The sequence below is a fragment of the Mycolicibacter longobardus genome (assembly GCF_002102265.1).
Taxonomy (GTDB): Bacteria; Actinomycetota; Actinomycetes; order Mycobacteriales; family Mycobacteriaceae; genus Mycobacterium; species Mycobacterium longobardum.
Genome location: NZ_LQPG01000055.1, coordinates 69308 through 95533 on the forward strand (window position 1 = coordinate 69308; position 26226 = coordinate 95533).

Sequence of the window (26226 nt, forward strand, 5' to 3'; positions counted from 1 at the left end):
GAGCGTCGTCGGTGAACAACACCGAGCCGGGTTCGCGGGCCGGGTCGCGTTTCGGCCCCTATCAGCTGGACCGGTTGTTGGGTCACGGCGTCGCGGGTGAGGTCTACCGCGCCGAGGACACTCGCAACGACGAGGTGGTGGCGCTGAAACTGATCTCCGAATCGCTCTCCTCCGACGAGGCCTTCCGCAGCCGGCTGGAGGACGAGGCTGAAGCCGCCGGTCAGTTGACCGAGCCGCACGTGGTACCGATCCGCGCCTACGGCGAGATCGATGACGTGCTCTACCTGGAGACGAGCCTGATCGACGGCACGGACCTGGCCACCCTGTTGGCCGACGGCGGGCCGCTGAGTCCGCCGCGGGCGGTGGCCATCGTGCGGCAGGTCGCCGCGGCGCTGGACGCGGCGCACAACGCCTACGTCATCCACCGTGACGTCAAACCCGACAACATCCTGGTCACCGAGGACGATCTGGCCCACCTGATGGACTTCGGCGTCGCCGCGGCCATCGCCGAGCCGGGTGCGCGGGCAGATCCGGCGGCCGGCACCGTCAACTACATGGCGCCCGAGCGCCTGACCGGAGAGCAGGCCACCCACCTCGCCGACATCTACTCGCTGGCCTGCGTGCTGGCCGAGGCGCTGAGCGGGGAGCGCCCGTTCACCGCCGACACCGTCGACGAGGCGATCGAAGAACGCCGAAGTGCCGCACCCCCGCAACCCAGCAAGCTCCGCCCGGGGCGTGTTCCGGCGGCCATCGACGAGGTGCTGGCCCACGCGCTGGCCCGCAGGCCCGAGGACCGCTACAGCAGCGCCGGCGAGCTGGCCGCCGCCGCCTACCAGGCACTGACCGAGCCCGAACGCCACCAGGTGTCCCGGATTCTGCGGCGCGGCGAGCCCGCACTGCACCTGCCCGGTGGCCTGGAGCCTGAGCCCCGAACCGAGCCCCGAGGCCAGGGCCGGGGTGGCTGGAGTGGCGTGGCACGGCAACCGGTGCCGGCCGGGGTGGGCCGACCGGGGTGGGTAGGTCCAGAAGCTGGTTTCGGCTCCGCTTTGGGAGCCGGTCTGGGCGGACCGCTGCCACCGCCGTTCCCGATGTCCCCCCTGCTGCGCAGCGACCTGGAGACCGGGACACCGGCCATGCCCCCGCCGGCCCGGCGCTGGCGGCTGCCCCGCAAGCCGGTGCTGGTGGCCGCAGCCGTGTTCGCCGCGGTTGCGCTCGTCGCCGGGATCGGGAACCTGGTGACCCGGCCTTCGACTGCGACGCCGGTGGCAGCGCCCCCGCAGGTGGTGTTGCCGTTCACCGACCTCGACTACCGGCTCTCGCCGGGCGGCGTGGCGCTGGACGGCGACGGCAACGTCTATGTCGCCAGCGAGGGCATGCACGGTCGGGTGGTGAAACTGGCCGCCGATTCGGACGCCTCGACGGTGTTGCCGTTCAGCGACCAGTACCAGCCGCGCGGCCTGGTGGTCGACAACAGCGGCAACGTCTACTTCTCCGACGTCAACAACCGGGTGGTCAAGCTCGGGTCCGAGTCCGACACGCACACGGTGCTGCCGTTCGCCGGCCTGGACGACCCGGACGGGGTGGCGGTGGATTCCGATGGCAACGTCTACGTCGCCGACCGCGGCAGCGACGTGGTGCTGCGGCTGGAAGCCGCCACCAACACCCAGAGCACGCTGCCGTTCGTCGGGCTCAACAAGCCCGACGGGGTCGCAGTGGACTCCGAGGGCAACGTCTACGTCACCGACACCGGTAACAACCGGGTGCTCAAGCTGCCGGCTGCGTCGAACGAACAGGTGGTGTTGCCCTTCACCGGCATAGTCGCGCCCTGGGGTATCGCGGTGGACGACGGCGGCAGCGTCTACGTCACCGAGCACAACCGCAACAAGGTCGTGAAACTGGCGGCCGGGGCGGCGATCCCGGAGGTGTTGCCGTTCACCGGTCTCAACGCGCCGCTGGACGTCGCCGTCGACAAGCAGGGGAACGTCTATGCCGCCGACCGCGGCAATGACCGGGTGGTCAAGGTGGCAGCAAACCGCTGAAGGCCGGCGCGGCACCGAAAACTGTGACGGCTGCCTCACGTGATCGGCAGGTAGCATTTTCACCGTGGACAGTCGCGTCGCGGGCCCCGAGGCGGGACTCACCGAACCGGTGACCGGTGCTCCGCACCACGACCACCATCATCATCACGCCGGGCACACCCATTCCGTTGGGCCCATTCGCCCGGTTGTTGATGTCGGCTGGCACCGCGCCGCGGTATGGGCCCGTCGGCTCGCCTGGGTCAGCCTGGTGCTGGTGGGCGTGGAAGGTGTCGTGGGCCTGTGGCAGGGCCTGGCGGCCGGTTCGATCGCCCTGACCGGGTGGGCGCTGGGCGCCATTCCCGAAGGGCTGGCCGGCGCCGTGGTGATCTGGCGGTTCACCGGAGCCCGCACGCTGTCCGACACGGCCGAGCGGCGTGCCCAGATCGGAGTGGCGCTGTCGTTCTGGATCAACGCCCCCTACATCGCCGCCGAATCGGTACGCCACCTGTTCGGCGAGCATCGCAGCGAGGGCAGTGTCATCGGCATCGCGATCACCGCAGCGGCGGTGCTGGTGATGCCGATCCTGGGCCGCGCGCAGCGTCGGCTCGGCAACCGGCTGGGCTCGGCGGCGACCGTCGGCGAGGGAGTGCAGAACTATCTGTGCGCGATCCAGGCCGCCGCCGTGCTGGTCGGGCTCACCCTCACCGCCCACTGGGCCGGCGGTTGGTGGCTGGACCCGCTGATCGGTCTGGGGGTGGCCGCCGTCTCGGTGTGGCAGGGCTTCCGGTCCTGGCGCGGCGAGGGCTGTGGCTGTTGAGGGCTGCTGAAGCCTGCTGAAAGGCTGTTCACGCAAAGTCCCGACTGCCCTGGAGCTGGTGGTGTTGCTCGACAGGAACAGTCGGGACGCAGTCAGATTACGGCATGGCCGGCACGGACGCCATCGGCGTCGATGCATCGGAGCCCAGCCGGTAGCGAATCAGCCGCGAACTGTTGGCGACGACGGCCACCGACGAGGCGTTGTGCAGGATCGCCGCCAGCACCGGTGACAACGCGCCACCGGCGCCGATCAGCAGGCCTGCGGCATTGACCGCGATCGACATGCCGTAGTTCTGCCGGATCACGTCGACGGCCCGGCCGCCCAGGTCCCGGACGTCGAGCAGCCGGCGCAGGTCGTCGTTGGCCAGGGCGACATCGGCGGTCTCCACCGCCACGTCGGTTCCGGCCAACCCCATGGCGATCCCGATGTCGGCAGCGGCCAACGCCGGCGCGTCGTTGACGCCGTCGCCGACCATGCCGACCACGTAGCCCTCGTCCTGCAGATCGCGGACCACCTGCAGCTTGTCCTCCGGCAGCACCTCGGCACGCCATTCGTCGATACCGAGTTCGGCGGCCACCGCCGCAGCGGTGTCCGGGTGATCGCCGGTGAGCATGACGATGCGGCGGACACCGTTGGCGCGCAACTCATCAAGCACGTCGCACGCCTCCGGGCGTACCTCGTCGCGCAGGCTGATCAACCCGACCAAGGTGCCGTCGACCGCCAGCAGCAGCGGTGTCTCGGCCTGCGCGCGCAGTTTGGCGACCCAACCCGCCGCCTTCTTCGAGATGCGGACCTTCTCGGAGCGCAGCAGGTTCGGGCTGCCCAGCAGCAGGGTGCGTCCGTCGGCCCAGGTGCGGATGCCCAAACCGACCAGGACTTCGCATTCCTCGTGCGGCGGGATGCTGATATGGCGTTCCTCGGTGGACCGGATCACCGCCTCCGCCAGCGGGTGACGCGAGTGCAGCTCCGAGCTGGCGGCGTAGGCGAGCACCTGTTCGGGTTGCCAGTCCTTATGGATGGCAACGATATTGGTCACCACCGGCCGGCCCACCGTCAGCGTTCCGGTCTTGTCGAACACGATGGCGTCCACGCGGCCGGCCTGCTCCAGATGCGAGCCGCCCTTGATCAGGATGCCGCGTCGCGCGCCGTTGCCGATCGCCGCGCTGATCGCGGTCGGTGTGGACAGTCCCACGGCGCACGGGCAGGCGATCAGCAGCATGGTCATCGCGCGGCGGACATCGCCGGTGAGCACCAGGGTGAGCGCCGACAGGACGAACGAGGCCGGCACGAAGCGGCGGGAGAAATTCTCGCCGACGGTCTGGATCGGCGCGCGGTCATGCTGCGCCTCCTCGACCCGGCTGATGATGCGGCCGATCACCGTCTGGCCGCCGACCGCGGTGGCACGCACCACAATCCGGCCGCGCACCACCACCGAGCCGGCGTGCACGCTCGCCCCGGCGATGACGCTGACCGGCAGGGTCTCTCCGGTGATCGCGGACTGGTCGACGATGGCATCGCCGTCGACGACTTCGCCGTCGACCGGGATCGCCACGTGGTCGTGGATGATCACGTCATCGCCGATCTGCACCGTGTCGATCGGCACCTGCACTTCAGTCCCGTCGGCCACACGGACCCAGGCGGTGTCCTGGTTGCCGCGCAGCAGATCCGAGATCGCGCGACGGGTGCGGCGCAGGGTGAGGTCCTGCAGGTACTCGCCGATGTTGAGCAGCCACAGCACGGTGAGCGCCACCACGTTCTCCCGCAGCACCAGGCTGGCGACGGTCGCGGCGGTCACCAGGGCGTCGGTGCCGGCCTTGCCGGACCGGATCGAGCGCAGCGCACCCCGCAGGAAGGGGTAGCCCATGAAGACCGTGGCTCCGGTCGCGACGAGCTGGCCGCTGGGTCCCAGCAGTGGCGGGCGGACGAACACGTAGCGGCGTACCCCCAGCAGTGCCAGCGCCGCGCCACCGATCACCATGCGCAGCACGTCGGTGTTGCGGATGTCCGCCGAGCGCGGGGTGCGGGCCGGGATCAGCTCGGCCGCCACGGTGGCGGCGTCCCGGATCGCCGCGAGAATCTCCGCGGTATCAGACCGTTTCGGGGAGTACCACACCACGACGGCGCCGGTGCGCGGATAGGCGTGCACGGTGCGCACGCCGTTGACCCGGCCGGCGGCCTCCTCCGCGGCCACCGCGCGCCGCGAGTCGCCGCGGACCCAGGGCACCCGTACCCGCATCCGGCCGGCGGCGTCGGAGACGACCGTCAGCTCGTCGGTGGACGTGCTCATGGCGGTCAGTGGTCGTGGTTGTGCTCGACCGCCGCGGCCGGCGGGGTGGCCTCCTCGCCGATGCGTTCGCGTGCCTCGGCGACCACGTCGGCCATCTTCAGCCGTGCCGACTCGGCGACCTCCTCGGCCCGCCGAGTCCCACGAAGACTCCACTCGGTGGCGGTGACCGCGGCCTCATGCAGCGGAGCCTTCTCCAGCGCCCTGCGCACCACCTCGTAGGCACTCACCCCGACCAGTCCGGTGAACACCGTCGACGCCGCTTTCACCAGCAACCCCTGCACGGCCATGAGCCATCTCCTCTTAGGTAGGTCCGGTTCTTGCGGGTAAGAGTATCAGCATATAAGCATTTATGCATGAATCCCGGATCTGCGGAGCCACGGAAGTAGGTGCCCAGCCGGAACCCGACGACGTGACACGTGTCGCGTCGTGACATTCCCGCTCGCGGCCATGGCAGAACCGTTCAGTCCAACGTCCGCGTCACCTTCTCGGCATCGCAGCGGCGTTCCTGCACCTCGGGATCCGGGTTGCTGACCTGCACCAGCGACGCGCCCGTGGCGAACACCGCCAGCATGTTGTCGATCAGCTCCGCCGGGGTGTCCCACCCGTGCGTCGACCACACTCGATCCGAAGACGTCAAACCCATTGTTGCCACAGCCTTTTCGCAGGAGGCCAACACGTCGTCGGCGGACGATCCGGCCAGCGCCGGACCGGGGATGCGCTCGGGGTCGATCTGGTCGCCGTGCACCCGCACCGCGGTCGCATAGTCGGTAACCCCCACCGGAAGCTCCGGAGCCGGGCGACCGAACGCGTCCAGGGACAGCACGACCACCTCGCCGCCGCTCGCGGTGACCGTCGCGTCGGCCTCGTCGAGCCGGTCGGCGGTGCACAGCGCGATATCGGCAGCCCCGCCCGGTTGCGCGAGCAGTACCTCGGCCCCGATCCACCACACACCGAACAGCACCGCCGCGGTCTGCCAGTGCGCCGGGAGCAGCACCGCGATCCGACTGCCCGGCCCGGCGCCGAGCTCGTCGCGCAGCAGGTTGCCCGTCTTGGCGGCCCAGTTCGCCAGGGTCGCGGCGGACAGCTCGATGCGTTCGCCGGTGGCGTCGTCGTAGTGGGTGATCCGGGGGCCCACCGGGTCGGCGCGCATGATCGGATCAAGGATCGCCGAGCTGAGGTTGGTCACCTCAGCGACGTTAGTTCACGCACTGCGGGTCGTTGGAACCCGCGGTCAGAATCGGTGACGGAGCGGGAATTTCGGGCAGCTCGCCGTCGTCGGTGCCGGAGATTCCGGCCACCTCCGCGCGGTCTCCGGAGCCCAGGCCCGAGCCCGGCCCGGTGTAGTCGCCTGCCAGCACCACCCGCACCGCGCCGGTCGGCACCGACTCGTTGGACACCACCGGCAACCCACCCAGATCCCTGGCCACCGCCTGGGCGCCGGGGTCGTCGGCGGAGGCGGCTTGGACCTGGCTGGTGGGCACATGGCCGGCTTCGTTGTTCCCGACCGATCCGGTGCCGAATCCCTTGGCATTCAGCACACCTGAGACTGCGGCAGCCAGCCCGTTGATGTCGGTGTCGTTGAGCACGCTGGCCGTGGTGTGTTCCGGGTTGTAGGCCAGTTGCTCGATCTTGCCCTCGTCCTGGTCATGCAGCAGTCCGGCCACCCACTCGGCCACCTGGGCGGGATCGACGCGCACCACGCTCTGCATCCCGTCGTCGCTCCACCCGGATTCCTCGAGCACCGGGATGGTGGCGAACGCGACCTTGCCCGCGGCCAGATCCTGCAGCTTGGTGATGAAATCCATCACGTCCCAGCCTTCCGACAGCACGACCGACCGCTGCACCGCGGCCTGCAGCCGCGACAGGGTGCCCGGACTGGACAGCGTTCTGCCGGAGATGACCTGGTGCGCCAGCGCCGCCATCACCGCCTGCTGGCGGCGGACCCGGTCGAGGTCGCCGTGCGGGAGTTCGTGGCGCTGCCGCACGAAGCTCAGCGCCTGGGCGCCGCCGAGTCGCTGCCAGCCGGCCGGGAAGTCGGCGCCGGAGAGCTCTTCGTACACCGGCTCGTTGAGGCAGACGTCGACACCGCCGAGGGCGTCGGTGATCAGCGAGAAGCCGAGCAGCCCGACCTCGGCGTAGTGGTCGACGGTGACACCGGTCAGGGCGGCCACCGTCTTGATCAGCGCCTCGCGGCCGGCCGCGGTGCCGTGCGCCTGCGCTTCCACCGGGTCCATCCCGGATTCGACCAACGCGTCGGCGGTCTCGAGCCTGGTGGCGCCGTAGACGCCGTTGATCTTGGTCCGTTCCAGGTCGGGCCCGGTCACGTAGGAGTCTCGGGGGATCGAGATCGCGGTGGCCGACTTCCCGTTGTTGGGGATCCGGACCAGGATGATGGTGTCGGTGTTGGTGGCGTCGTCGTCGCCGACCCGCAGCGCGGCCAACTCTTCCGGGGTCAGCGGGTTGCCGTGGGCGTCGGTGCGGCTGTCCATACCGACCAGCAGGATGTCGACCGCGCCGTCGGACCCGCCTTTGCCCAGCGCCAGCGATGTGACGTGGAAGATGCCGTCCTCGAAGGACCGGACGCGGCTCCAGGCCACGCCGGTGCCCAGTACGACGGCGACGGCTGCCACCGTGGCGATCACACGAACCACACGTTGCGCAGGCATCACTTCAGGCTACTTGCGTCACGGCTGTATCGGCGGTAGCCGAGGTCGGCGTGCCAGACTCGGCGGTTTAGCGAGCCTCGACGGAGGAGAGGCGAAGCTGGAGCCGCCGCATGAGCTGGGCGGTTTAGCGAGCCTCGACGGAGGAGAGGCGAAGCTGGAGCCGCCGCATAAGCTCGGCCGTTATGACACGGATCGTGATCACCGGTGCCGGCGGCCAGGTAGGCAGCTTCCTGGCGGCCCGCGCCGCCGAGAGAGGCCTTGAGGTGCTGGCCCTGACCTCGGCGCAGTGCGATATCACCGACCCCGCCGCGGTGGACGCCGTCGATCTGCGGCCCGGTGACGTGCTGGTCAACTGCGCGGCCTACACCCAGGTCGATGCCGCCGAGACCGATGCAGATCGCGCTCATGCCGTCAACGCGGCCGGGCCGGGGCATCTGGCCGCGGCCTGCGCGCGGGCCGGTGCGCTGCTGATCCACATCTCCACCGACTACGTCTTCGACGGCGACTTCGGCGGTGCCGCGCCGCACCCGTACGAGCCCGGCGATGCGACCCGGCCGCTGTCCGTCTATGGCAGGACCAAACTGGCCGGCGAGAACGCGGTGCTGGCGGCCTCGCCGGACGCGCTGGTGGTGCGTACCGCCTGGGTCTACACCGGCGCGCCCGGCGGTTCGGACTTCGTCGCGGTGATGGCCGAGCGGGCCGCCGGTGATGGAGGCGTGGAGGTGGTCGACGACCAGGTCGGGTCCCCGACCTACGTCGGTGACCTGGTCGATGCGCTGCTGGCGCTGGCCCAGGCGCGGCCCCGGGCCCGGGTGCTGCATGCCGCCAACGCCGGTGCGGCCAGCCGCTACGAACAGGCCCGCGCGGTGTTCGAAGCGCTCGGTGCCGACCCGGACCGGGTGCGCCCGGTCAGCAGCGCCGCGTATCCGCGGCCGGCGCCCCGGCCGGCCTACTCGGCACTGTCGGGGGCGGAGTCGGCGCGCGCCGGCCTGGCGCCGCTACGCCGGTGGAGCGATGCGCTGTCCGCGGCACTGGCCAGATAACCTCTACGCCGTGAGTGAGGCCTTGCCGGTGGTGACGGTGACCTATTCGCCGGGTTGGCATCTGGACCGCTTCCTGGCGTCGCTGTCGCTGGCGACCGACCGCCCGGTTCGGGTGGTGATGGCCGACAACGGATCCACCGATGGCGCGCCGGAGGAGGCCGTGCAGCGCTATGCCAACGTGCAGTTGCTGCACACGGGGTCCAACCTGGGCTACGGCGGCGCGGTCAATGCCGCGGTGGCTCTGCTCGACGCCGAGGGCGGCGAGCGCGGTGAATTCCTGATCGTGGCCAACCCCGACGTGCAGTGGGGCCCGGGCAGCATCGAGGCCCTGTTGGACGCGGCCGCCCGGTGGCCGCGCGCGGCGACGCTGGGCCCGCTGATCCGGGAGCCCGACGGCTCGGTCTATCCGTCGGCGCGCCACCTGCCCAGCCTGATCCGCGGCGGCATGCACGCCGTCGTCGGCCCGCTGTGGCCGAACAACCCCTGGACTCGGGCCTACCGCCAAGAACGGCTGGAACCCAGCGAGCGCCCGGTGGGCTGGCTCTCGGGTGCCTGCCTGCTGGTGCGCCGCGCCGCGTTCGACGCGGTCGGCGGCTTCGATGACCGCTACTTCCTCTACATGGAGGATGTCGACCTGGGGGACCGGCTGGCCAAGGCCGGCTGGCTCAACGTCTACGTGCCGTCGGCGGAGGTGTTGCACCAGAAGGGTCACGCCACCGGCAAGGACCCGGCCCGTAACCTGGCCGCGCATCACCGCAGCACCTACACCTATCTGGCCGACCGGCACCCCGGATGGTGGCGGGCGCCGCTGCGCTGGAGCATGCGGGGGGCGCTGGCGGTGCGTTCGCACCTGGTGGTGCGCAACAGTCGCCGCAAACTGACGAAGGGACGCCCGTGACACTCAGCCAAGTCGATGCGGTGGTGCTGGTCGGCGGCAAGGGGACCCGGCTGCGGCCGCTGACGCTGTCGGCGCCCAAGCCGATGCTGCCGACCGCGGGTCTGCCTTTCCTCACCCACCTGCTCTCGCGGATCGCCGCGGCCGGCATCGAACACGTCATCCTCAGCACGTCCTACAAACCGGAGGTGTTCTCCCAGGAGTTCGGCGACGGGTCCGAGCTGGGCCTGCAGATCGACTACATGACCGAGGAGGAGCCGCTGGGCACCGGCGGGGGTATCGCCAACGTCGTGCCCAAGCTGCGCCACGACACCGCGATGGTGTTCAACGGTGATGTGCTGTCCGGGGCGGACCTGACCGAGTTGCACCGTTACCACCGCGAGCAGGCCGCCGAGGCGACCCTGCATCTGGTGCGGGTCGGCGACCCCCGCGCGTTCGGCTGCGTGCCCACCGACGACGGCAGGGTCACGGCGTTCCTGGAGAAGACCGAGGACCCTCCGACCGACCAGATCAACGCCGGTTGCTACGTGCTGTCCCGAGCGGTCATCGACCGCATCCCGCGCGGACGCCCGGTCTCGGTGGAGCGCGAGGTGTTCCCGGCGCTGCTGGCCGACGGCGTCAAGGTCTGCGGCTACGTCGACACCAGCTACTGGCGTGACATGGGCACCCCGGAGGACTTCGTACGCGGCTCGGCGGACCTGGTGCGCGGCATCGCGCCGTCGCCGGCGCTGGGCGGCCGGCGCGGCGAGTCGCTGGTGCACGACGGCGCCTCGGTGGCGCCGGGGACGGTGCTGATCGGCGGCACGGTGGTGGGCCGGGGAGCCGAGATCGGTCCGGGTGCCCGGCTGGACGGTGCGGTGATCTTCGACGGCGTGAAAGTCGAGGCGGGCAGCGTGATCGAACGCTCGATCATCGGGTTCGGCGCCCGGATCGGTCCGCGGGCGCTGATCCGCGACGGGGTGATCGGCGACGGCGCCGACATCGGCGCGCGCTGTGAGCTGTTGCGGGGGGCCCGGGTGTGGCCGGGGGTGTCCATCCCCGACTGCGGGATCCGGTACTCCAGCGACGTGTGAGCCGGTTTTCCGCTGACTCGGCGCTCAGGGCGCACTCTTCTCGAACTTTTCCGCCACACGCGCAGTGTCAACGGTGGATAGTCATAGCCATGTACTCGAGGGCCTTCGTGGCGTGCTTCGCAGCAGTCGCCATGGCTACGCCGGCCGGCGCAGATCCGCTGGACCCGATTCCCGGAGACGGCGTCTTTCAGGTCGGGACCGATATCCAACCGGGTCTGTACCACACCGGCGGGCCGGGATCGCCCTTCCGCGTGTGGATCCACGGTGTGCCGACTCAGGAATCGATGTGTTCGTGGTTCACCTACAGCACACCCGATGCGGTCCCGGACCGGGCGGTGCAGGCGAACACGTCTATCGGTCCGACGTATGCGAGCATTCCCGCGACGGTGAAGGCCTTCGAGTCGCGGAACTGTCAGCCCTGGACGCGGGTATCCGATCCTCAGTGAGGATCACCGGGTCGCGACTGCCTGTGCCACCAGATGCGCCAGCGCGTCGTCGGCGTCCGGCGGCAGCGCATCCACCGGCCACCAGCGCAGGGCAAGCGATTCGTCGCTGATCCCGATCTGCGCTCCGGCCGGGGCGTGCGCGACGAACTGCAGATCCAGGTGCCGGGTCGGCACCCCCAGGGAGCACGTCACCGGATGCACGTGCACGGCCGCCAACCGCGGATCGAGCCGCAGATCGCTGATACCGGATTCCTCGGTGGCCTCCCGCAGCGCGGCGGCGACGATGTCGGCGTCGGAGTCCTCGCAGTGCCCACCGAGCTGTACCCAGCGGCCGACTCGCGGGTGCAGCGTGAGCAGCGCGTGTTCACCGGTGTGGTCGAGCACCAGCGCCGAGGCGGTGATGTGGCCGGGCACGCACTCGCGCCGGCAGGCATCGGGGCGGGCATCCAGGAACGCCAGCACCGCGTGTCGCAGGGTGTCCTGCGCGGAATCCGGTGCCGCCCAGGCCTTCAGCGCCGCGACGGCGGAGTCATGGGTGCTCACCGGCGCACCAGCAGATCATCGACCGCAGCGAGCGGGCGGGGTTCGGGCGGTTCGGTCGGATAGCCGATCGCGATGGCGCCCAACGGTTCCCAGTCGGCCGGGAGATCCAACTGGGTGCGTACCAACTCCGGCGTGAAGATGGTGGAGCCGATCCAGCAGCTGCCTACGCCGCGCACCGCCAGTGCCACCAGCAGCCCTTGGACCGCGGCGCCGACCGCCACGGTGAACATGGTGTGCTCGGCGGCGGTGCGGTCCGCGTCGGGGTAGTGGTGGGCGCCGTCGGGCACCATGAACGGGATGACGACTTCGGGTGCGTCGTAGAGGATCCGGCCGCGCGACACCCGGGCCTCGACGGCCTCCGGGGACTTGCCGTCGGCGGTCAGGTCGGCCCGCCACTGGTCGGCCATCGCATCCAGCAGCCGGGTGCGTACGGCCGGGGTCTGCAGCCACACGAACCGCACCGGACGAGTGTGGTGCGGTGCGGGGGCGGTCAGGGCCTCGGCCATGGCATCGGTGACCAGTTGCGCCGGCACGGGTTCGTGCGCGAAGGTGCGCACCGAGCGGCGCAGCAGCTGGGCCTGGCGGCGTCCGGTCTCCATGGCCTCGGCGGTGCCCAGCCAGAACAGGTCGTCGGGGCCGGAGCGCACCAGCGCGGCCGCCGTGGAACCGTTGTCGGGGCTGGAAACTCCGCGCACCACTGCCACCGGAACGTCGGTCAGCTTGCCCTTGACCAGGTCGGCGGCCGCGGCGAGTTCGTCGGCGACGGCCACCTCGGTGACGACCAACTCGTTGCCGTGCCGGTCGACGGCACCGGCATAGCCGGTGAGGACGGTCAGCCCGGACGCGCCTATTGCGACATCGATCTGACCGTTGCGCCAGGCGCGGCCCATGGTGTCGGTGATCAGCACCGCCACGCTGACGCCCAGTCGCTCGGCCAGCCCGGCGCGTAACGCCGCGGCGCTGCCGTCGGGGTCGACCGGCAGCAGCGCGAGCTCGTCGGAGCCCACGTTGGAGCCGTCCACACCGGCGGCGGCCTGCACCAGGCCGATCCGATTCTCGGTGATCCAGGTGCGGCCCTTGCGGGCCAGCACCCGGACCGCCTCGGCCTCGACCAACTGGCGGCGCAACGCATCACGCGCCTCCGGGTCGTGCGGTGCGGGCACGATTCGGCCTTCGCACTTGGACACCACTTTGCTGGTGACCACCACGATGTCGCCGTCGGCCAGCCACGGCGCGGCCTTCGCCAGCTCGGCGGCCAGATCATCACCGGGCCGAAACTCGCCCAGGCCGGTGACCGGCAGGATCTCGACCTTGGCGGCACTGCCGTGTTCAGTCATCGCACGCCCGCGAGATCCAGCCCGGTACGCACCATTTCGGCGGTGGCCGCCGGATCGGTCATCAGCAGCGGTGCGGAATGTACCTGCACCCCGCTGATCTCGATGTGCTCGCCCTCGTGCACCAGCCAGTAGTCCAAGATCCCCGTGCCGCTTCGCGCACCGTAGTGTTCGCCGACGGCCTGCGCGGTGGATTCCAGGCCGATCACGCTCAAGCAGGTATCGGCCATGCCGCGCAACGGTTTTCCGGCGACGATCGGGGAGTAGCCGACGATCGGTGCGGGGGTGGATCGCAGTGCCGCCCGGACGCCGGGGACGGCGAGGATGGCGCCGATGCTCACCACCGGATTGGACGGGGCCAGCAGCACGATGTCGGCGCCGGCGATGGCATCGAGGGCTTCCGGTGTCGCGGCGGCCTTGTCGGTGCCGACGAAACCGAAGCCGTGGGTGGGGACCTCGGCGCGGTAGCGCACCCACCACTCCTGGAAGTGGATCGCGCGCTGGGTGTCGTCGGCCGGATCGGTGATGACAACGTGGGTTTCGCAGCTGTCGTTGGTGACCGGCAGCAGCGTGGCACCCGGCTGCCAGCGTTCACAGAGCGCCGCGGTCACCTCCGACAGCGGATAACCGGCCCGCAGCGCCTGGGTCCGCACCAGGTGGGTGGCCAGGTCCCGGTCGCCGAGGCCGAACCAGTCCGGCTGCATGCCGTAGCGGGCCAACTCCTCCATGGCGTGCCAGGTTTCGTCGCGGTGACCCCAGCCCCGCTCTGGGTCCACGCCGCCGCCCAGGGTGTACATGCAGGTGTCCAGGTCCGGGCAGATGCGCACTCCGTGCATCCAGGCGTCGTCGCCGACGTTGACGACCGCGGTCAGCTCGTGCGCGGTCACGTCGTCATCACCGGCGAACTGGCCCAGGCCCAGCAGTTTCTGGACGCCGAGCAGGAACCGGGCGCCGCCGACCCCACCGACGAGAACCGTGACCTTCACAGCGCACGACAGTACCGTTGGCGGCGATATAGTCGGTGCGGCGGACCGCCCACGACGGGGCGTTACGGGCCCCTGCAAGACACGCCGAAAAGCCGGTGTGGCCTAAACGACAGGGACTCGCCGGTCTCGGACACGTCGGAAATCGGTCACGGGATGGTAAGGAATTTGGCCATTCGGCTTGACCGGGCTGGTCAACCCGTGTCTAATCACATCAGTGTCATTTCCCGGTTGGCCAGCCGATTCCGGTGTCGCAGACCGAGATTCGATCACATGTTCGAATTGGGATGGACTACATCACAATATGCGGGCGACATATCAGGATCGCGCTACCAGGTGAGGAGGCGGAGCATGTCCTATGAGCACCTTTGGGGCGTAATGGGGGGGACACCGCACGCCAGTGCCGAAATGACCACGTCGGGGATCGGGCCGGTGCCCAGCCGGCCGCATCTGAGTCTGGTTCCCCAGCCCGAGGACTACGACGAGTTCGACTCGTTCGACCCTGCGACGGCCACCAATGAGCAATGGCAGGACCGTGCGCTGTGCTCGCAGACCGACCCCGAGGCCTTCTTCCCGGAGAAGGGTGGTTCCACTCGGGAGGCCAAGAAGATCTGCCAGCGGTGCTCGGTGCGTAGCGAGTGCCTGGAATACGCCTTGGCGCATGACGAGCGCTTCGGCATCTGGGGTGGGCTGTCCGAGCGGGAGCGCCGGCGCCTCAAGCGCGGCATCATCTGATCTGAGCGCGCTCGGGGTCAATCCTCGATCGTCGGGTCGATGACGGTGGGTTCGACGTCTAAGTAGGTGGCAATCTGAGCCACCAGAATCTCGTGCAATAAGTCTTCGAGTTCGACGCTGTCGTTTGCGCGTTGCTCGATCGGCTTGCGGAACAACAGGATTCGTGCCCGAGTGGGGTTTCCCCGGACATCCACCCCGGCGGGAATCAAGCGGGCCAGCGGAATCGGCCCGTCCGCGACCACTTCCGGCGGCCACTGCACGCTGTCCGGGTCTTTGGCGGCGATCCGCGGGATCTCGTCGACTGCCACGTCAAGTGCCGACAACCGTTGCTTCCAGCGCTGTTCGATGGGCTCGTAGGCCTCCAGCACGGCCATGTCGAACCGTTCCGCGCGGGTACGCCAGCCCGGCACGGTCGGCGGTAGCAGCGGTCCGCGGGTTTCGCGGCCGCGCCGACGGCGTCGCGAGGCGATCACGCAGACGATGGTAACGGTTGCGCATAGGGTGCTCGTCCATTGCGCGTGTCCGCCGCCACCGCGGCGCGCGGCCACGATAGCCTCGACCGCGTGAACGTTCCCCGCCGCTGCTGCAGGCCAGGGTGTCCGCACTATGCGGTGGCGACGCTGACGTTCGTCTACTCGGACTCCACCGCCGTGGTCGGCCCGCTGGCCACCACTGCCGAGCCGCATTCCTGGGACCTGTGCTTCAGCCACGCGGGACGGATCACCGCCCCGCGCGGCTGGGAACTGGTCCGTCACCCGGGCCCGTGGGTGTCCCCGGAGGAGGACGACCTGATCGCGCTTGCCGAGGCGGTTCGCGAGGGTGAGGCCAAGCGGGCGGCCCCGGCCAACGGCTGGTATCCGCAGGCGGGCGCGGCCGATTCCGCGACTCGGGGCGCGCCCACTGCCGCGCCCGGCGGTGGCGTGCTGGCGCCACCCGGCCCACCCGGCAAGACCAACGGTCGGCGCCGTGGTCACCTGCGTGTGTTGCCCGACCCGTCGGACTGATCGCGGGTTCCGGGCTACGCTTGAGCGGCAAGAGTCCACTTCGTCAGGAGCCCTGTCCATGTCTCGGCCCGCTGCGGCTGTCCACCGTGTGATCAAGGCGTACGACGTACGTGGCCTGGTCGGTTCGGAGATCGATGAATCCCTGGTCGCTGAGGTCGGGTCGTCCTTTGCTCGGCTGATGACCGAGGAAGGCGCCCGGCAGGTGGTGATCGGCCACGACATGCGGGACAGTTCGCCCACGCTGTCGGCGGCGTTCGCCGAGGGTGTCGTTGCTCGCGGCCTCGATGTGGTCCGGATCGGGCTGGCGTCGACCGACCAGCTCTATTTCGCCTCCGGCGCGCTGGACTGCCCGGGTGCGATGTTCACGGCCAGCCACAACCCGGCCGCCTACAACGGCATCAAACTCTGCCGGGCCGGCGCCAAGCCGGTGGGCGCCGACACCGGCCTGGGCCGGATCCGCGACGAACTGATCGCCGGCGTCGACCCCGGCGCCGGCGGGAACGGATCGCGCGGCCGGGTCACCGATCGCGACGTGCTGGCCGACTACGCGGCATTCCTGCACTCCCTGGTCGACATCTCCGCCGTGCGCCCGCTGCGGGTGGCCGTCGACGCCGGCAACGGGATGGCCGGTCACACCGCGCCGGCGGTGTTCGGCACTGTCGGCGCGATCACGCTGCTGCCGCTGTATTTCGAGCTGGACGGCAACTTCCCCAATCACGAGGCCAACCCGCTGGACCCGGCCAACCTCACCGACCTGCAGGCGTTCGTGCGCGACAGCGGCGCCGATATCGGGCTGGCCTTCGACGGCGACGCCGACCGGTGCTTCGTGGTCGACGAGCGCGGCGAGCCGGTGTCCCCGTCGGCGGTGACCGGTCTGGTGGCCGCTCGCGAGCTGGCCCGCGAGCCCGGCGCGACGGTGATCCACAACCTGATCACCTCGCGGGCGGTGCCGGAGCTGGTGACCGAGCTCGGCGGTACCCCGCTGCGGTCCCGGGTCGGGCACTCCTTCATCAAGGGGCTGATGGCCGAAACCGGGGCCATCTTCGGTGGGGAACACTCCGCGCACTACTACTTCCGGGACTTCTGGGGCGCCGACTCGGGCATGCTGGCCGCCCTGCACGTGCTGGCCGCCCTCGGCGAACAGCAGCGGTCGCTGTCGGAGCTGACTGCCGACTACCAGCGGTACGCGGCGTCCGGGGAGATCAACTACACCGTCACCGACGCGCAGGCCTGCGTGGACGCGGTGGTCTCCTCGTTCGGCGAGCAGGTGTCCGTCGACCATCTCGACGGGGTGACCGTCGACCTGGGTGCGGGCAGCTGGTTCAACCTGCGCAGCTCCAACACCGAACCGCTGCTGCGGCTAAACGTGGAGGCGCCCGACGCCGCCGCGGTGGATGCGGTGGTGGCCCGGGTCGGCGAGCAGATCGCCCGACAGGACCAAGCCGTCGCCGCCGCGGAGAAACCGTGACGGCTTTTTCCGGGGCTCACCCCTCGACTCCCGCCAGCCCCTTGAGGGTCGACCTCGACGACGCCGAGGGCCTGCTGGCCGCCGACCACGACGGGGCGCTGCGGGCCGCGTCGATGGCCGGTGCGCAGGTGCGCGCCACGGCCGCCGCGGTCGACGAGGGCGCCCTGGACGCCCTGCGCAGCGACAGCCGGGACTATCCGCCGCGGACGTTGATCTGGCTTTCGACCCGCGGCACGGCGGCGACGGCCGGGAGCCTGCTGGCGGCCGCCCGCGGCGATTCGGTCCGTGAGCCGCTGGTACTGGCCGCCGAGGTCCCGAGCTGGATCGGGTCGCTGGATGTGCTGGTCGTCGCGGGCGACGACCCGGGGGATCCGGCGCTGGTCGCCGCGGCCGCCGCCGGGGTGCGGCGCGGTGCCCGGGTGGTGGTGGTCGCCCCCTACGAGGGCCCGCTGCGCGACGCCACCGCCGGCCGTGTCGCGGTGCTGGAGCCGCGGATTCCCGTCCCGGCGGAGTTCGGCCTGCCGCGCTACCTGGCCGCCGGGCTGGCCGTGCTGGACGCCCTGGAAGGCGGGGCGCCGACCGACCTGGGTGCGTTGGCCGACGAGCTGGACGCCGAGGCGCTGCGCAACAGTGCCGGGCGTGAGCTTTTCACCAACCCGGCGAAGATGCTGGCGGACCGGATCGTCGGCCGCGACGTGGCGCTGGCCGGTGACTGCGCGGCGACGCTGGCCCTGGCCCGGCACGGGTCGGCGGCGATGCTGCGGATCGGGCGAAACACGGTGGCCGCGACCGGGCTCGCCGACGCGGTGAGCGCGCTGCGGGCCCGGTCCGCCGCGGGTCGCGACGTCGCCGATATCTTTCATGACGAGCAGATCGACGGACCGGCCGGTGACCGCCTGCGGGTACTGGCCCTGACACTGGCCGCCGAGCGGACGGTGGTGGCGGCCCGCATCAGCGGACTCGGCGATATCGACCTGGTGGGCGCCGGGGACGTACCGGTGGCGTCGGGGACGCCGGAGGACATCGCGGGGCGGGCGGAGGGACCGTCTCCGACCGTTCCGGGCCCGGTCGAACAGCAGCTTGCGGTGTTGGCCGTGCGGTTGGAGATGGCCGCCGCCTATGTGCGACTTTTGCGGGGTTGACGGAAACAGTGGAACCACTACGCGGCGCGATACGGACCTACGCCTGGGGGTCGAGGACCGCGATCGCCGAGTTCACCGGGCGGCCGGTGCCGGCGGCGCACCCGGAGGCCGAGTTGTGGCTGGGCGCGCACCCCGGCGACCCGGCCTGTCTGGAGACCGCCGCGGGCGAGGTGTCACTGCTGGACGTGCTGACCGAGGATCCGGAGGGCCAGCTGGGCCCGGTGGCCCACGCTCGCTTCGGTGACCGGCTGCCGTTTCTGGTCAAGGTGCTGGCCGCCGACGAGCCGCTGTCCCTGCAGGCCCACCCGAGTGCCATGCAGGCCATCGAGGGCTACGAACGCGAGGAACGGCTCGGGGTTCCGGTCTCCTCTCCGATCCGCAACTATCGCGACACCAGTCACAAACCCGAACTGCTGGTGGCGTTGCAGCCCTTCGAGGCCCTGGCCGGGTTCCGGCCCGTGGCGCGCACCATCGAGCTGCTTCGGGCGCTGGCGGTATCCGACCTGGACCCGTTCATCGATCTGCTCGGTGGCCAGTCCGACAGCGAGCGATCCGACGCCCGGTCCGACCCTGACATGTCCGATGCCGACGGCCTGCGGGCACTGTTCACCACCTGGATCACCGCGCCCCAGCCTGATCTCGACGTTCTGGTGCCCGCGGTGCTGGAGGGGGCCATCCAATACCTCAGTTCCGACGCCGGCGGTTCAGCGAGGCTCGACGGAGGAGAGGCGAAGCTGGGACAGCCGCATAAGCACGGCGGTTCAGCGAGGCTCGACGGAGGAGAGGCGAAGCTGGGACCGCCGCATGGACCCGGCGAGTTCTCCGCGGAGGCCAAAACGGTGCTGGAGCTCGGAGAGCGTTATCCGGGCGACGCCGGGGTGCTCGCCGCGTTGTTGCTCAACCGAATCAGCCTGGCGCCGGGCGAGGCGATCTTCTTGCCGGCCGGCAATCTGCACACCTACCTGCACGGGTTCGGCCTGGAGGTGATGGCCAACTCCGACAACGTGCTCCGCGGCGGACTCACGCCCAAGCACGTCGACGTACCCGAGTTGCTGCGGGTGCTGGACTTCACCCCCACCACCGAGGAGGCGCTGCGGCCGGCGACCTACACCGATGGACCGGAGGTGGTCTATCAGACCCCCGCCGAGGAGTTCGCGGTGTCGCGCCTGACCCTGGACGGCAGCTACCTCGGTCATGAGGTGGACGCTCCGGCACGTCACGACGGCCCGCAGATCCTGGTCTGCACGGAGGGTTCGGTCACGGTGCACGCCAAGTCCAAAACGTTGACGCTGCACCGCGGTGAGTCGGCCTGGGTGCCCTGCGACGACGGGCCGATCCGGCTGCTCGCCCAAAAGCCGGCCGCGCTGTGCCGGGCGACGATAGGCCTGTGAGTGTCGACGTCGGGTAGTACCAAGGCGATCGTCGCGGCCCTGACCGCCAACGCCGGCATCGCGGCGGCGAAATTCACCGGATACCTGATCACCGGCAGTGCCGCCATGCTCGCCGAAGCGGTGCACTCGGTGGCCGACACCTCCAACCAGGCCCTGCTGCTGTTCGGCCAGCGCGCCGCAACCAAGGCGCCCGACGCGCTGCATCCCTTCGGGCACGGGCGCAGTCGCTACTTCTGGTCGTTCGTGGTGGCGTTGGTGCTGTTCAGCATGGGCTCGGTGTTCGCACTGTACGAAGGCTATGAGAAGGTCCACCACCCGGTCGAGCTGAATTCCCCGATGGTGGCGGTCGTCATCCTGGTGGTGGCGATCGGTTTGGAGACCTACAGCTTTCGCACCGCGGTGGTCGAGTCGCGCCCCCTGAAAGGCGACGCCAGCTGGCTGCGGTTCGTTCGCAACTCACGCACCCCCGAGCTTCCCGTCGTCCTGCTGGAAGACACCGCTGCGCTGATCGGCCTGGTGCTCGCGCTGCTCGGGGTCGGCCTGACCGTGCTGACCGACAACCCGGTCTGGGACGGTGTGGGCACTCTCGGCATCGGTGTCCTGCTGGGGGTGGTCGCAGTGTTCCTGATGGTCGAGATGCACAGCCTGCTGATCGGCGAGGGGGCGACCGTCGCCGAGGATCGGGCCATCCGCGCGGCGCTGGAACAGACCGCCAACGTCACCCGGCTGATCCACATCCGCACCCAGTACCTGGGTCCCGAAGAAATGCTGGTGGGGGCCAAGATCGCCGTGGCTCCGCGGCTTGACCTGGCCGGTGTCGCGGCCACCATCGACGCCGCCGAAGCCAACATCCGCGCGGCCGTACCCACCGCACGGATCATCTATCTCGAACCGGACCTGGACCGGACACCTGTGCCACACTCCGTGGAGCAGAAAGGTTGATCGCTTTGTCCAAACTTTCCTTTCCCCAGCTCATCGCTGCCTGCCAGGCAGGCGGTGCCAGCACGCTGAGCGTGTCCACGGAACTGGCGCCCGCCGGGGGACCGCACGCCGCGATCAGCCCGGCTCCCCGCTCTGGGCGCGGCGCAGGGTTTTCTGGGGCCCACGAGACCCGGCTGATCGACGGGGAACCGACGGCGACCGTGCTCATCGACGACAACCAGAGCCAGGTCCAGCGCGTGGAAGCCGCGATCCTGCAGGGCATCCGCGACCAGCACCCGGTGTTGAGCCGGGTCCCGCGCATGGAGGTCTCCTACGAGGGTGGCCGGCTGATCTACACCGATCTTGAACTGCCGCAACGGATTTTCGACGGTCACTTTCTCACCGGAGCCATCGACGGGCAGCCGGCGATCGCCCACCCGGCCTATCGGGCGGCTCGGGAGAGCACACCCGAGAATGCCCGCGCATTGCTGGAATTGAGCCCCGGCAGTCTGGTTTTCGGTGCCATCGACGCCGCTCTCGGCACCGGGCAGAGTCGCTTTCGCGGCGTGCTGTCCGGCGAGATCATCGGTGTGCTCGTCGACGGCGGGCCGACGGATTCCCGTGTGGGAGTAGACACCGGTGTCTGCTGCCGCCGGATCATTCGCACCCAGGTGCTCAGCTTCGCCGCCCTGCGGCAACTGCGGTTCGACTGCGGCCAGGCTGGGGACGAGGCGGGACGCGCGCTGTTGGCTGCCTATGCGCTGGCCGGGCTGGTGCGCTCCAACGCCGAACTGAGCATTCGGGCCAACTGCGACCTGGTGGAGACCGGGCCGACCACGCTCAAACTCGATGCCCGTGATGGGCAATTCGTCGAGCTGGCCGCGCTGTCGATCGACGAGGCCGACCACCTGCTGGAGCGGGCGCTGGTCGAGGCCTACCGGGAGGCGGACATCACCTGGCGCGGCCAGGTGCTGCACGTCACCGGTAACTCCGCCGCCTACGCCGCCGCCCAGAACGGGGGAGTGCCTCAGACCACGCCGGTCGCGCATGCGCCGCGGCGGTTCCGGCTGCCGCACTTCATCGAGAGCCGGCGCGCGGGCGCGCGCTGACGCGGTTGTACGGCGCGGGCATTCGTGTGGACCTGCTGCCCGGATCGCGGAACTGAGGGCTTTTCGCCTCGCCACTACGCATCCAGCGCACCCGATATTGGGGGTTGGGCCCGATAGCGGCCGACCGCGTCGGCGCACAAAACTTGAACTCAGGTGGATGGTCGTATCACAACCGACCATCCACCATCGGTGGTCGTCATCGCGTGGCTCTCAAGATGGGTGGAGCCCGTGTGCGGCCGCTGACGTGACCCGGTTGCCGGCTGCCGCCACCCTCGTGCGGTCACCCGAACCGACAGTGTGACCGCACCCAGTCAGGTGTGTCGAGAAATGGACTTCGGGGCGCTACTGCCGGAGATCGACTCCGCCAGAACCTATTCCGGTGCCGGCGCGGGGCCCGGTAGTGAGCGCTGTCCGTGACTCGCCGGTCGCAGCTGCTGTCCGCGGGAAGAAGCCAGGCCCGGGTGTGCGATCCCGGATGAATCCGCCGTGCTTGAGCGATGGCGCTCCAGCGAGATCAACACCCACAGGAGGCTTGGGATGACGACCATTGGCCGGGGCGCCGGCGCAGAATCTGCCGTGCACGACTGCAACAAGCTCGGAGTGGGCTGATGGAAAGCACGTTCGGCCGTACGGCGCGGTTGTCATGGCTGCTCAGCGCGCTAGCCGGGTTGTTGGGCGCGACGGCGTTCACCCATTCCACCGAGTACTTCGTGACCTCGATGACCGGAACGGGTCAGCTCGCCGTGCTGGGATCCTTTCGAGATCAGCGCTGGATATCGATCACCGCGGGAATGATCCTGCTGACATTCATCGCCGGAGTGGTGATCGCATCGCTGTGCCGCAGGTACGTGTGCGTGGACCATCCGCACGGCCCGACGGTGCTGACGACGCTTGCTCTGATTTCTGCGTCCGCGGTCGACATCACCGTGGATGGCTGGTCGGACAAGGAACTCCCGATCGCGCCGATCCTGCTTATCGCGTTCGGTCTCGGTGCGCTCAACACATCGTTTGTCAAAGACGGGGAGGTGTCGATCCCGCTGAGTTACGTGACCGGGACCGTGGTCAAGATGGCGCAGGGTATCGAACGCCACATCAGCGGCGGCGCCGTCGCGGACTGGTTCGGGCACTTCATGCTGTTGGCCAGCTTCTCCTTCGGAGTCGCCGTCGGCGGGTGCCTCAGCCTGGCGGTCACCGAAACGGCGATGCTGGCGATCGCCGCCGCCGTATGCGTACTGATGACCGGATACACCTATCGCCATGCAGATCGTCGTGCCCTGCTGAATTCCGCCGGCGAACAGCTTGGTGACGCCCCCGCGGTCCAGGGCAGGAAGATCTGATGAAGGCCCGCGTCGCTGTCAGCCGGGTGGGTCGATCGCGGCGAAGTTGACCGTGGCGGTGGCGGCGAGCTGGTCGTCGTTGCCGCGATAGATGTCGACCTGGGCCACCACCGAGCGCCGCCCGGTGCGCAGGATGGCGGCGACCGCCCGGGCGGGGCCGACCGTGATCGGCCGCAGGTAGCGGATGAACAGATCCGTGGTGGCGATGCCGTTGCCGAACTGGGTGCTGCGCGCGGCCAGTTGACCGGCCGCCACGTCGGCCATGGTGGCGATCAACCCGCCCTGCAATCCGCCGGCGGTATTGACCACCCGCTCGTCGACCGGCATCTCCATGGCCAGGGTGCCCTCCGCGGAGGGCACCTCTTGCAGACCGAGCTGCGCGAACAACTCCCTGATCGATTGGGGTGCGGTCACTGCGCCGGACTGTCCGCCTGGTCCCAGGCCTGCGCCAAGGTGTGCAGAATCTCCTCGGCGCGGCCCAGCCCGGCCAGGTGGCTCTCCCCGGGTATCGGGTAGAGCCGGGCATCGGGAAGCAGCGACACCGCGTGTTCACCGTGGGAGAACGGGACGATGTGGTCGGCGTCGCCGTGCCACCAGTGCACCGGAACCTTCACGTCGTCGAGGCGGAATCCCCAGGGGCGGGCGAACAGCACGGCGTCGGCGATGGGGGCGGCGAGCTGCTTGCGCGAACCGTTGAGCAGGTCGTCGAGGAACATCGCCTTGAACTCCGGGCGGGACAGCAGCCGCCGGTCGCCCTCGGGGGAGAGCCGAGCGTAGATCTCCAGCGCCGGTGAGGCCACCGGCCGGATCATCCGGATCAGGCCGGCAGCCAGCAGGCTGATCGGCCGTCCGGCCCGGTCCAGCACCGGTTCGGCGAGCCGGGCCAGCGTCATCAGGCCGCTGTCGATGGCTTCGGGGCCCACCGCCGGGGCGACACCGCCCAGGATTCCCGCGGCCACCACCCGTTCGGGCATCGCCGCCGCACACGCCAGGGTGTACGGGCCACCGCCGGACAATCCGATGACCGCCATCTTGTCGATCCCGAGCGTGTCGGCGACCGTGCGCAGGTCGTCGGCGAACTGGGAGACGGTCTCGTACTGATGGGGAGTCGAGGAGCCGATGCCGGGTCGATCCACCCCGATCAGGCGGATGTCGGCCTCGGTGGCATAAAGCCGTGCCTCGACCGGGATCTGCCGGCGGGCGCCGGGGGTGCCGTGCAGCCAGAACATCGCCCGTCCTTGCGGAGCACCGAACTCTGCGAAGCCGAGCTGACGGTTCTCGCCGACGGCGATATTCCCCTCCATCTGGGGACGAGCGATCTCGTAAGCCATCCTCGGAGTCTGGCATGCGCCCCGGAGCACGGTCACGCCCCGGTAGTCGGCTTGGTGGTCGGAGTGAACATCTCGGTGGGCTGCGCACGGCCCCGCAACACCGCCGAGCCGTGCCGCACCCAGTGCGCCCGCTCGTCGTCGTCGGCCCGTTCCAGTGCGGTCGACGAACACAGCACGCGGGCATCGACGGCCTTGGCGCGGTCTGCCAGCCGTGCGGCCTCGTTGACGGCGTCGCCGACCACGGTGTACTCGTAGCGGTTCTCACTGCCGATGTTTCCGGCGAACACCGGGCCCGCCGAGACGCCGATCCCGAAGTCCACCAGCGGCAGCCGGCGAAGCCGGGTGATCAGGGTGCGGGCGGTGGCCAGCGCGGCCGCGGCCGCCCCGTCCGACGGGACCGGCGCGCCGAATACCGCCAACGCCGCGTCGCCCTGAAATTTGTTGATCGAGCCGTGCTGTGCGTCGACGGCGTCCACCACTATGCGAAAGAAATCGTTGAGGACCGCGGCGACCTTGTCCGGCGGATGGGTGGCCGCCAGCGCCGTCGAACCCACCAGGTCGATGAACAGGATCGCCGCATCCTGCACGGCGCCGGCGAGCGCGAGGTCCTGTTTCACCGCGAGCCGGGCCACATCCGAGCCGACATGCCGCCCGAACAGATCCTGTAGCCGGTCGCGTTCGGCGAGGCCGGCCACCATGCGATTGAATCCGGTTTGCAGCCGGCCGATCTCGGACTGTTCGTAGACGCCGACCGAGGTGTTCATCTCGCCGTGCTCGATCCGGGCCATCGCGTTGACCACCTCGCCGACCGGATCGGAGATCGAGCGGGCCACCAGGATCATGGCGCGGACCCCGAGCAGTACCGCGACCAGACAGAGCACCAGCACCGGGATCTCCACCGATGCGGTCGTGTCGATGATCCATCCCTTCCGCCGGCAGACGATCAGCGCCACGATGGCCGCCGATGGTAGCGCGCTGGTGACGAACCACATGGACACCAGCCGGGCCAGCACCCCGGGGGCGGTCGCGCGGACGTCGGATCCCTGCCAGGCGGCGGCCACGATCGGCCGAAAGGTGCGTTGGGTGAACAGCATGCTGGTGCTCGCCGCCGCGGTTCCGCCGAACACGATGACGATGCTCAGCAGCACGATCAGTCCGATGTCGTGCGCGCGGATCGCGGCCACCCCGATGGCCCCGCCGATCAGCCAGGTGCCGAGCACGATCATCGTCTGGCGGCGCAGGATGTCGATTGCCGCGTGTTGTTGTCCGGGATCGGGCTGGCGTCCGGCGCTGTACCAGCGCACCGATGGTGCGATGCTGGCGGTTCCCGCGACGACGATGGCCAGGGTTCCCAGCGTCACCAGCGCTGCGACCAGGACCATGTTCGGTGATCGCAGCAGATTGTGGGCGCCGGCCCGGGTTTCACCGTTGAGCGACACCACCACCGCGATCGCTTCGAGGCTGGTGAGCAGATGGGCGAACGCCAGACCGGCCGCATAGTCGCTGAGCCGGACGGGGGTACGTGGGCGCGAGCCCGCTCCCGGATCTGCCGTCGTCATCGCGGTCGTGCCCATCCCTGAGTGCGTTGTGCTCCCAAGTTATACGGATCGGGGGAGATGCGGTGCGCCAACTCCGTGTACAAATCACCGTAGAATGTCTAGACAACGGACGAACCAAGTTGTA

Annotated in this window: 25 protein-coding genes; 14 read left to right on the forward strand and 11 right to left on the reverse strand. The window is 69.8% G+C overall.

Features of this window, described 5'->3' with window-relative positions:
- The first annotated feature begins 11 nt into the window (after window positions 1-11).
- Window positions 12-2039, forward strand: a complete 2028-nt coding sequence (locus AWC16_RS21765) for a serine/threonine-protein kinase PknD (RefSeq protein WP_085266796.1) — start codon at window positions 12-14, stop codon at window positions 2037-2039.
- A gap of 175 nt (window positions 2040-2214) precedes the next feature.
- Entirely contained in the window at window positions 2215-2835 is a 621-nt protein-coding gene (locus AWC16_RS21770; protein ID WP_085266866.1) for a cation efflux transmembrane domain-containing protein, read from the forward strand.
- Window positions 2836-2932: 97 nt separating this feature from the next.
- On the opposite strand, the gene ctpC is transcribed toward AWC16_RS21770, so the two are convergent.
- The 4 genes from ctpC to AWC16_RS21790 all read right to left on the reverse strand — a co-directional run bounded on the left by ctpC (window position 2933) and on the right by AWC16_RS21790 (window position 7788).
- Window positions 2933-5122: a manganese-exporting P-type ATPase CtpC gene (gene ctpC / locus AWC16_RS21775; protein WP_085266797.1), complete on the reverse strand. Its 2190-nt coding sequence runs from the start codon at window positions 5120-5122 to the stop codon at window positions 2933-2935.
- A 5-nt stretch (window positions 5123-5127) separates the two neighbouring features.
- Window positions 5128-5409: a DUF1490 family protein gene (locus tag AWC16_RS21780; protein ID WP_085266798.1), complete on the reverse strand. Its 282-nt coding sequence runs from the start codon at window positions 5407-5409 to the stop codon at window positions 5128-5130.
- A gap of 173 nt (window positions 5410-5582) precedes the next feature.
- Window positions 5583-6308, reverse strand: a complete 726-nt coding sequence (locus tag AWC16_RS21785; protein ID WP_474628967.1) for a TIGR03089 family protein — start codon at window positions 6306-6308, stop codon at window positions 5583-5585.
- Between the two features lie 10 nt (window positions 6309-6318).
- The gene (locus AWC16_RS21790) at window positions 6319-7788 is read right to left on the reverse strand and encodes an LCP family protein (RefSeq protein WP_207572380.1); all 1470 of its coding nucleotides are present in this window, start codon (window positions 7786-7788) and stop codon (window positions 6319-6321) included.
- Window positions 7789-7970: 182 nt separating this feature from the next.
- Between AWC16_RS21790 and rfbD the strand changes: the two genes are divergently transcribed.
- The 4 genes from rfbD to AWC16_RS21810 all read left to right on the forward strand — a co-directional run bounded on the left by rfbD (window position 7971) and on the right by AWC16_RS21810 (window position 11245).
- Complete coding sequence (gene rfbD / locus AWC16_RS21795; protein WP_085266799.1) at window positions 7971-8831, forward strand: dTDP-4-dehydrorhamnose reductase; 861 nt, start codon at window positions 7971-7973, stop codon at window positions 8829-8831.
- Between the two features lie 10 nt (window positions 8832-8841).
- Window positions 8842-9729 carry a glycosyltransferase family 2 protein gene (locus AWC16_RS21800; RefSeq protein ID WP_085266800.1) on the forward strand — a complete coding sequence of 296 codons (888 nt, stop codon included), beginning with the start codon at window positions 8842-8844 and terminating at the stop codon, window positions 9727-9729.
- Window positions 9726-10799 carry a mannose-1-phosphate guanylyltransferase gene (gene manB / locus AWC16_RS21805; RefSeq protein ID WP_085266801.1) on the forward strand — a complete coding sequence of 358 codons (1074 nt, stop codon included), beginning with the start codon at window positions 9726-9728 and terminating at the stop codon, window positions 10797-10799. Before AWC16_RS21800 ends, manB begins: the two co-directional genes overlap by 4 nt.
- 89 nt (window positions 10800-10888) lie before the next feature.
- Entirely contained in the window at window positions 10889-11245 is a 357-nt protein-coding gene (locus AWC16_RS21810; RefSeq protein ID WP_085266802.1) for a hypothetical protein, read from the forward strand.
- A 3-nt stretch (window positions 11246-11248) separates the two neighbouring features.
- On the opposite strand, the gene AWC16_RS21815 is transcribed toward AWC16_RS21810, so the two are convergent.
- From AWC16_RS21815 to cofD, 3 genes are read right to left on the reverse strand one after another with little or no spacing between them, the layout of a single operon-like run.
- The gene (locus AWC16_RS21815) at window positions 11249-11788 is read right to left on the reverse strand and encodes an NUDIX hydrolase (protein WP_085266803.1); all 540 of its coding nucleotides are present in this window, start codon (window positions 11786-11788) and stop codon (window positions 11249-11251) included.
- A complete protein-coding gene (locus AWC16_RS21820) occupies window positions 11785-13125 on the reverse strand; it encodes a coenzyme F420-0:L-glutamate ligase (protein ID WP_085266804.1) in 1341 nt (446 codons plus the stop codon). The genes AWC16_RS21815 and AWC16_RS21820 overlap by 4 nt, the downstream gene beginning before the upstream one ends.
- Window positions 13122-14108 carry a 2-phospho-L-lactate transferase gene (cofD, locus tag AWC16_RS21825; RefSeq protein ID WP_085266805.1) on the reverse strand — a complete coding sequence of 329 codons (987 nt, stop codon included), beginning with the start codon at window positions 14106-14108 and terminating at the stop codon, window positions 13122-13124. Before cofD ends, AWC16_RS21820 begins: the two co-directional genes overlap by 4 nt.
- 405 nt (window positions 14109-14513) lie before the next feature.
- Between cofD and AWC16_RS21830 the strand changes: the two genes are divergently transcribed.
- The gene (locus AWC16_RS21830; RefSeq protein ID WP_234812386.1) at window positions 14514-14840 is read left to right on the forward strand and encodes a WhiB family transcriptional regulator; all 327 of its coding nucleotides are present in this window, start codon (window positions 14514-14516) and stop codon (window positions 14838-14840) included.
- Window positions 14841-14857: 17 nt separating this feature from the next.
- Here AWC16_RS21830 and AWC16_RS21835 read toward each other — a convergent pair whose 3' ends face one another.
- Window positions 14858-15313, reverse strand: a complete 456-nt coding sequence (locus AWC16_RS21835) for a metallopeptidase family protein (protein ID WP_085266806.1) — start codon at window positions 15311-15313, stop codon at window positions 14858-14860.
- A gap of 90 nt (window positions 15314-15403) precedes the next feature.
- On the opposite strand from AWC16_RS21835, the gene AWC16_RS21840 reads away from it, so the two are divergent.
- The 7 genes from AWC16_RS21840 to AWC16_RS21870 all read left to right on the forward strand — a co-directional run bounded on the left by AWC16_RS21840 (window position 15404) and on the right by AWC16_RS21870 (window position 23212).
- A complete protein-coding gene (locus AWC16_RS21840) occupies window positions 15404-15844 on the forward strand; it encodes a DUF3499 domain-containing protein (RefSeq protein ID WP_085266870.1) in 441 nt (146 codons plus the stop codon).
- Between the two features lie 58 nt (window positions 15845-15902).
- Window positions 15903-17312 carry a phosphomannomutase/phosphoglucomutase gene (locus AWC16_RS21845; protein ID WP_085266807.1) on the forward strand — a complete coding sequence of 470 codons (1410 nt, stop codon included), beginning with the start codon at window positions 15903-15905 and terminating at the stop codon, window positions 17310-17312.
- Window positions 17309-18454 (forward strand): TobH protein, encoded by a 1146-nt coding sequence (locus AWC16_RS21850; protein ID WP_234812383.1) that lies wholly within the window; start codon window positions 17309-17311, stop codon window positions 18452-18454. The genes AWC16_RS21845 and AWC16_RS21850 overlap by 4 nt, the downstream gene beginning before the upstream one ends.
- A gap of 8 nt (window positions 18455-18462) precedes the next feature.
- On the forward strand, window positions 18463-19845 hold the full coding sequence (manA, locus tag AWC16_RS21855; protein ID WP_085266809.1) for a mannose-6-phosphate isomerase, class I: 1383 nt from the start codon (window positions 18463-18465) through the stop codon (window positions 19843-19845).
- Complete coding sequence (locus AWC16_RS21860) at window positions 19846-20787, forward strand: cation diffusion facilitator family transporter (protein ID WP_085266810.1); 942 nt, start codon at window positions 19846-19848, stop codon at window positions 20785-20787.
- Between the two features lie 5 nt (window positions 20788-20792).
- Window positions 20793-21875 carry a type I-U CRISPR-associated protein Cas7 gene (locus tag AWC16_RS21865; protein WP_085266811.1) on the forward strand — a complete coding sequence of 361 codons (1083 nt, stop codon included), beginning with the start codon at window positions 20793-20795 and terminating at the stop codon, window positions 21873-21875.
- A 608-nt stretch (window positions 21876-22483) separates the two neighbouring features.
- Window positions 22484-23212, forward strand: a complete 729-nt coding sequence (locus AWC16_RS21870) for a YoaK family protein (RefSeq protein WP_085266812.1) — start codon at window positions 22484-22486, stop codon at window positions 23210-23212.
- Between the two features lie 18 nt (window positions 23213-23230).
- Here AWC16_RS21870 and AWC16_RS21875 read toward each other — a convergent pair whose 3' ends face one another.
- Genes AWC16_RS21875 through AWC16_RS21885 form a run of 3 tightly spaced genes read right to left on the reverse strand, consistent with a single transcriptional unit; the run spans window position 23231 to window position 26102 of the window.
- Complete coding sequence (locus tag AWC16_RS21875; RefSeq protein WP_085266813.1) at window positions 23231-23626, reverse strand: PaaI family thioesterase; 396 nt, start codon at window positions 23624-23626, stop codon at window positions 23231-23233.
- A complete protein-coding gene (locus AWC16_RS21880; RefSeq protein ID WP_085266814.1) occupies window positions 23623-24543 on the reverse strand; it encodes an alpha/beta fold hydrolase in 921 nt (306 codons plus the stop codon). The genes AWC16_RS21875 and AWC16_RS21880 overlap by 4 nt, the downstream gene beginning before the upstream one ends.
- Window positions 24544-24575: 32 nt before the next feature.
- On the reverse strand, window positions 24576-26102 hold the full coding sequence (locus AWC16_RS21885) for an adenylate/guanylate cyclase domain-containing protein (RefSeq protein WP_085266871.1): 1527 nt from the start codon (window positions 26100-26102) through the stop codon (window positions 24576-24578).
- Between the last annotated feature and the right edge of the window lie 124 nt (window positions 26103-26226).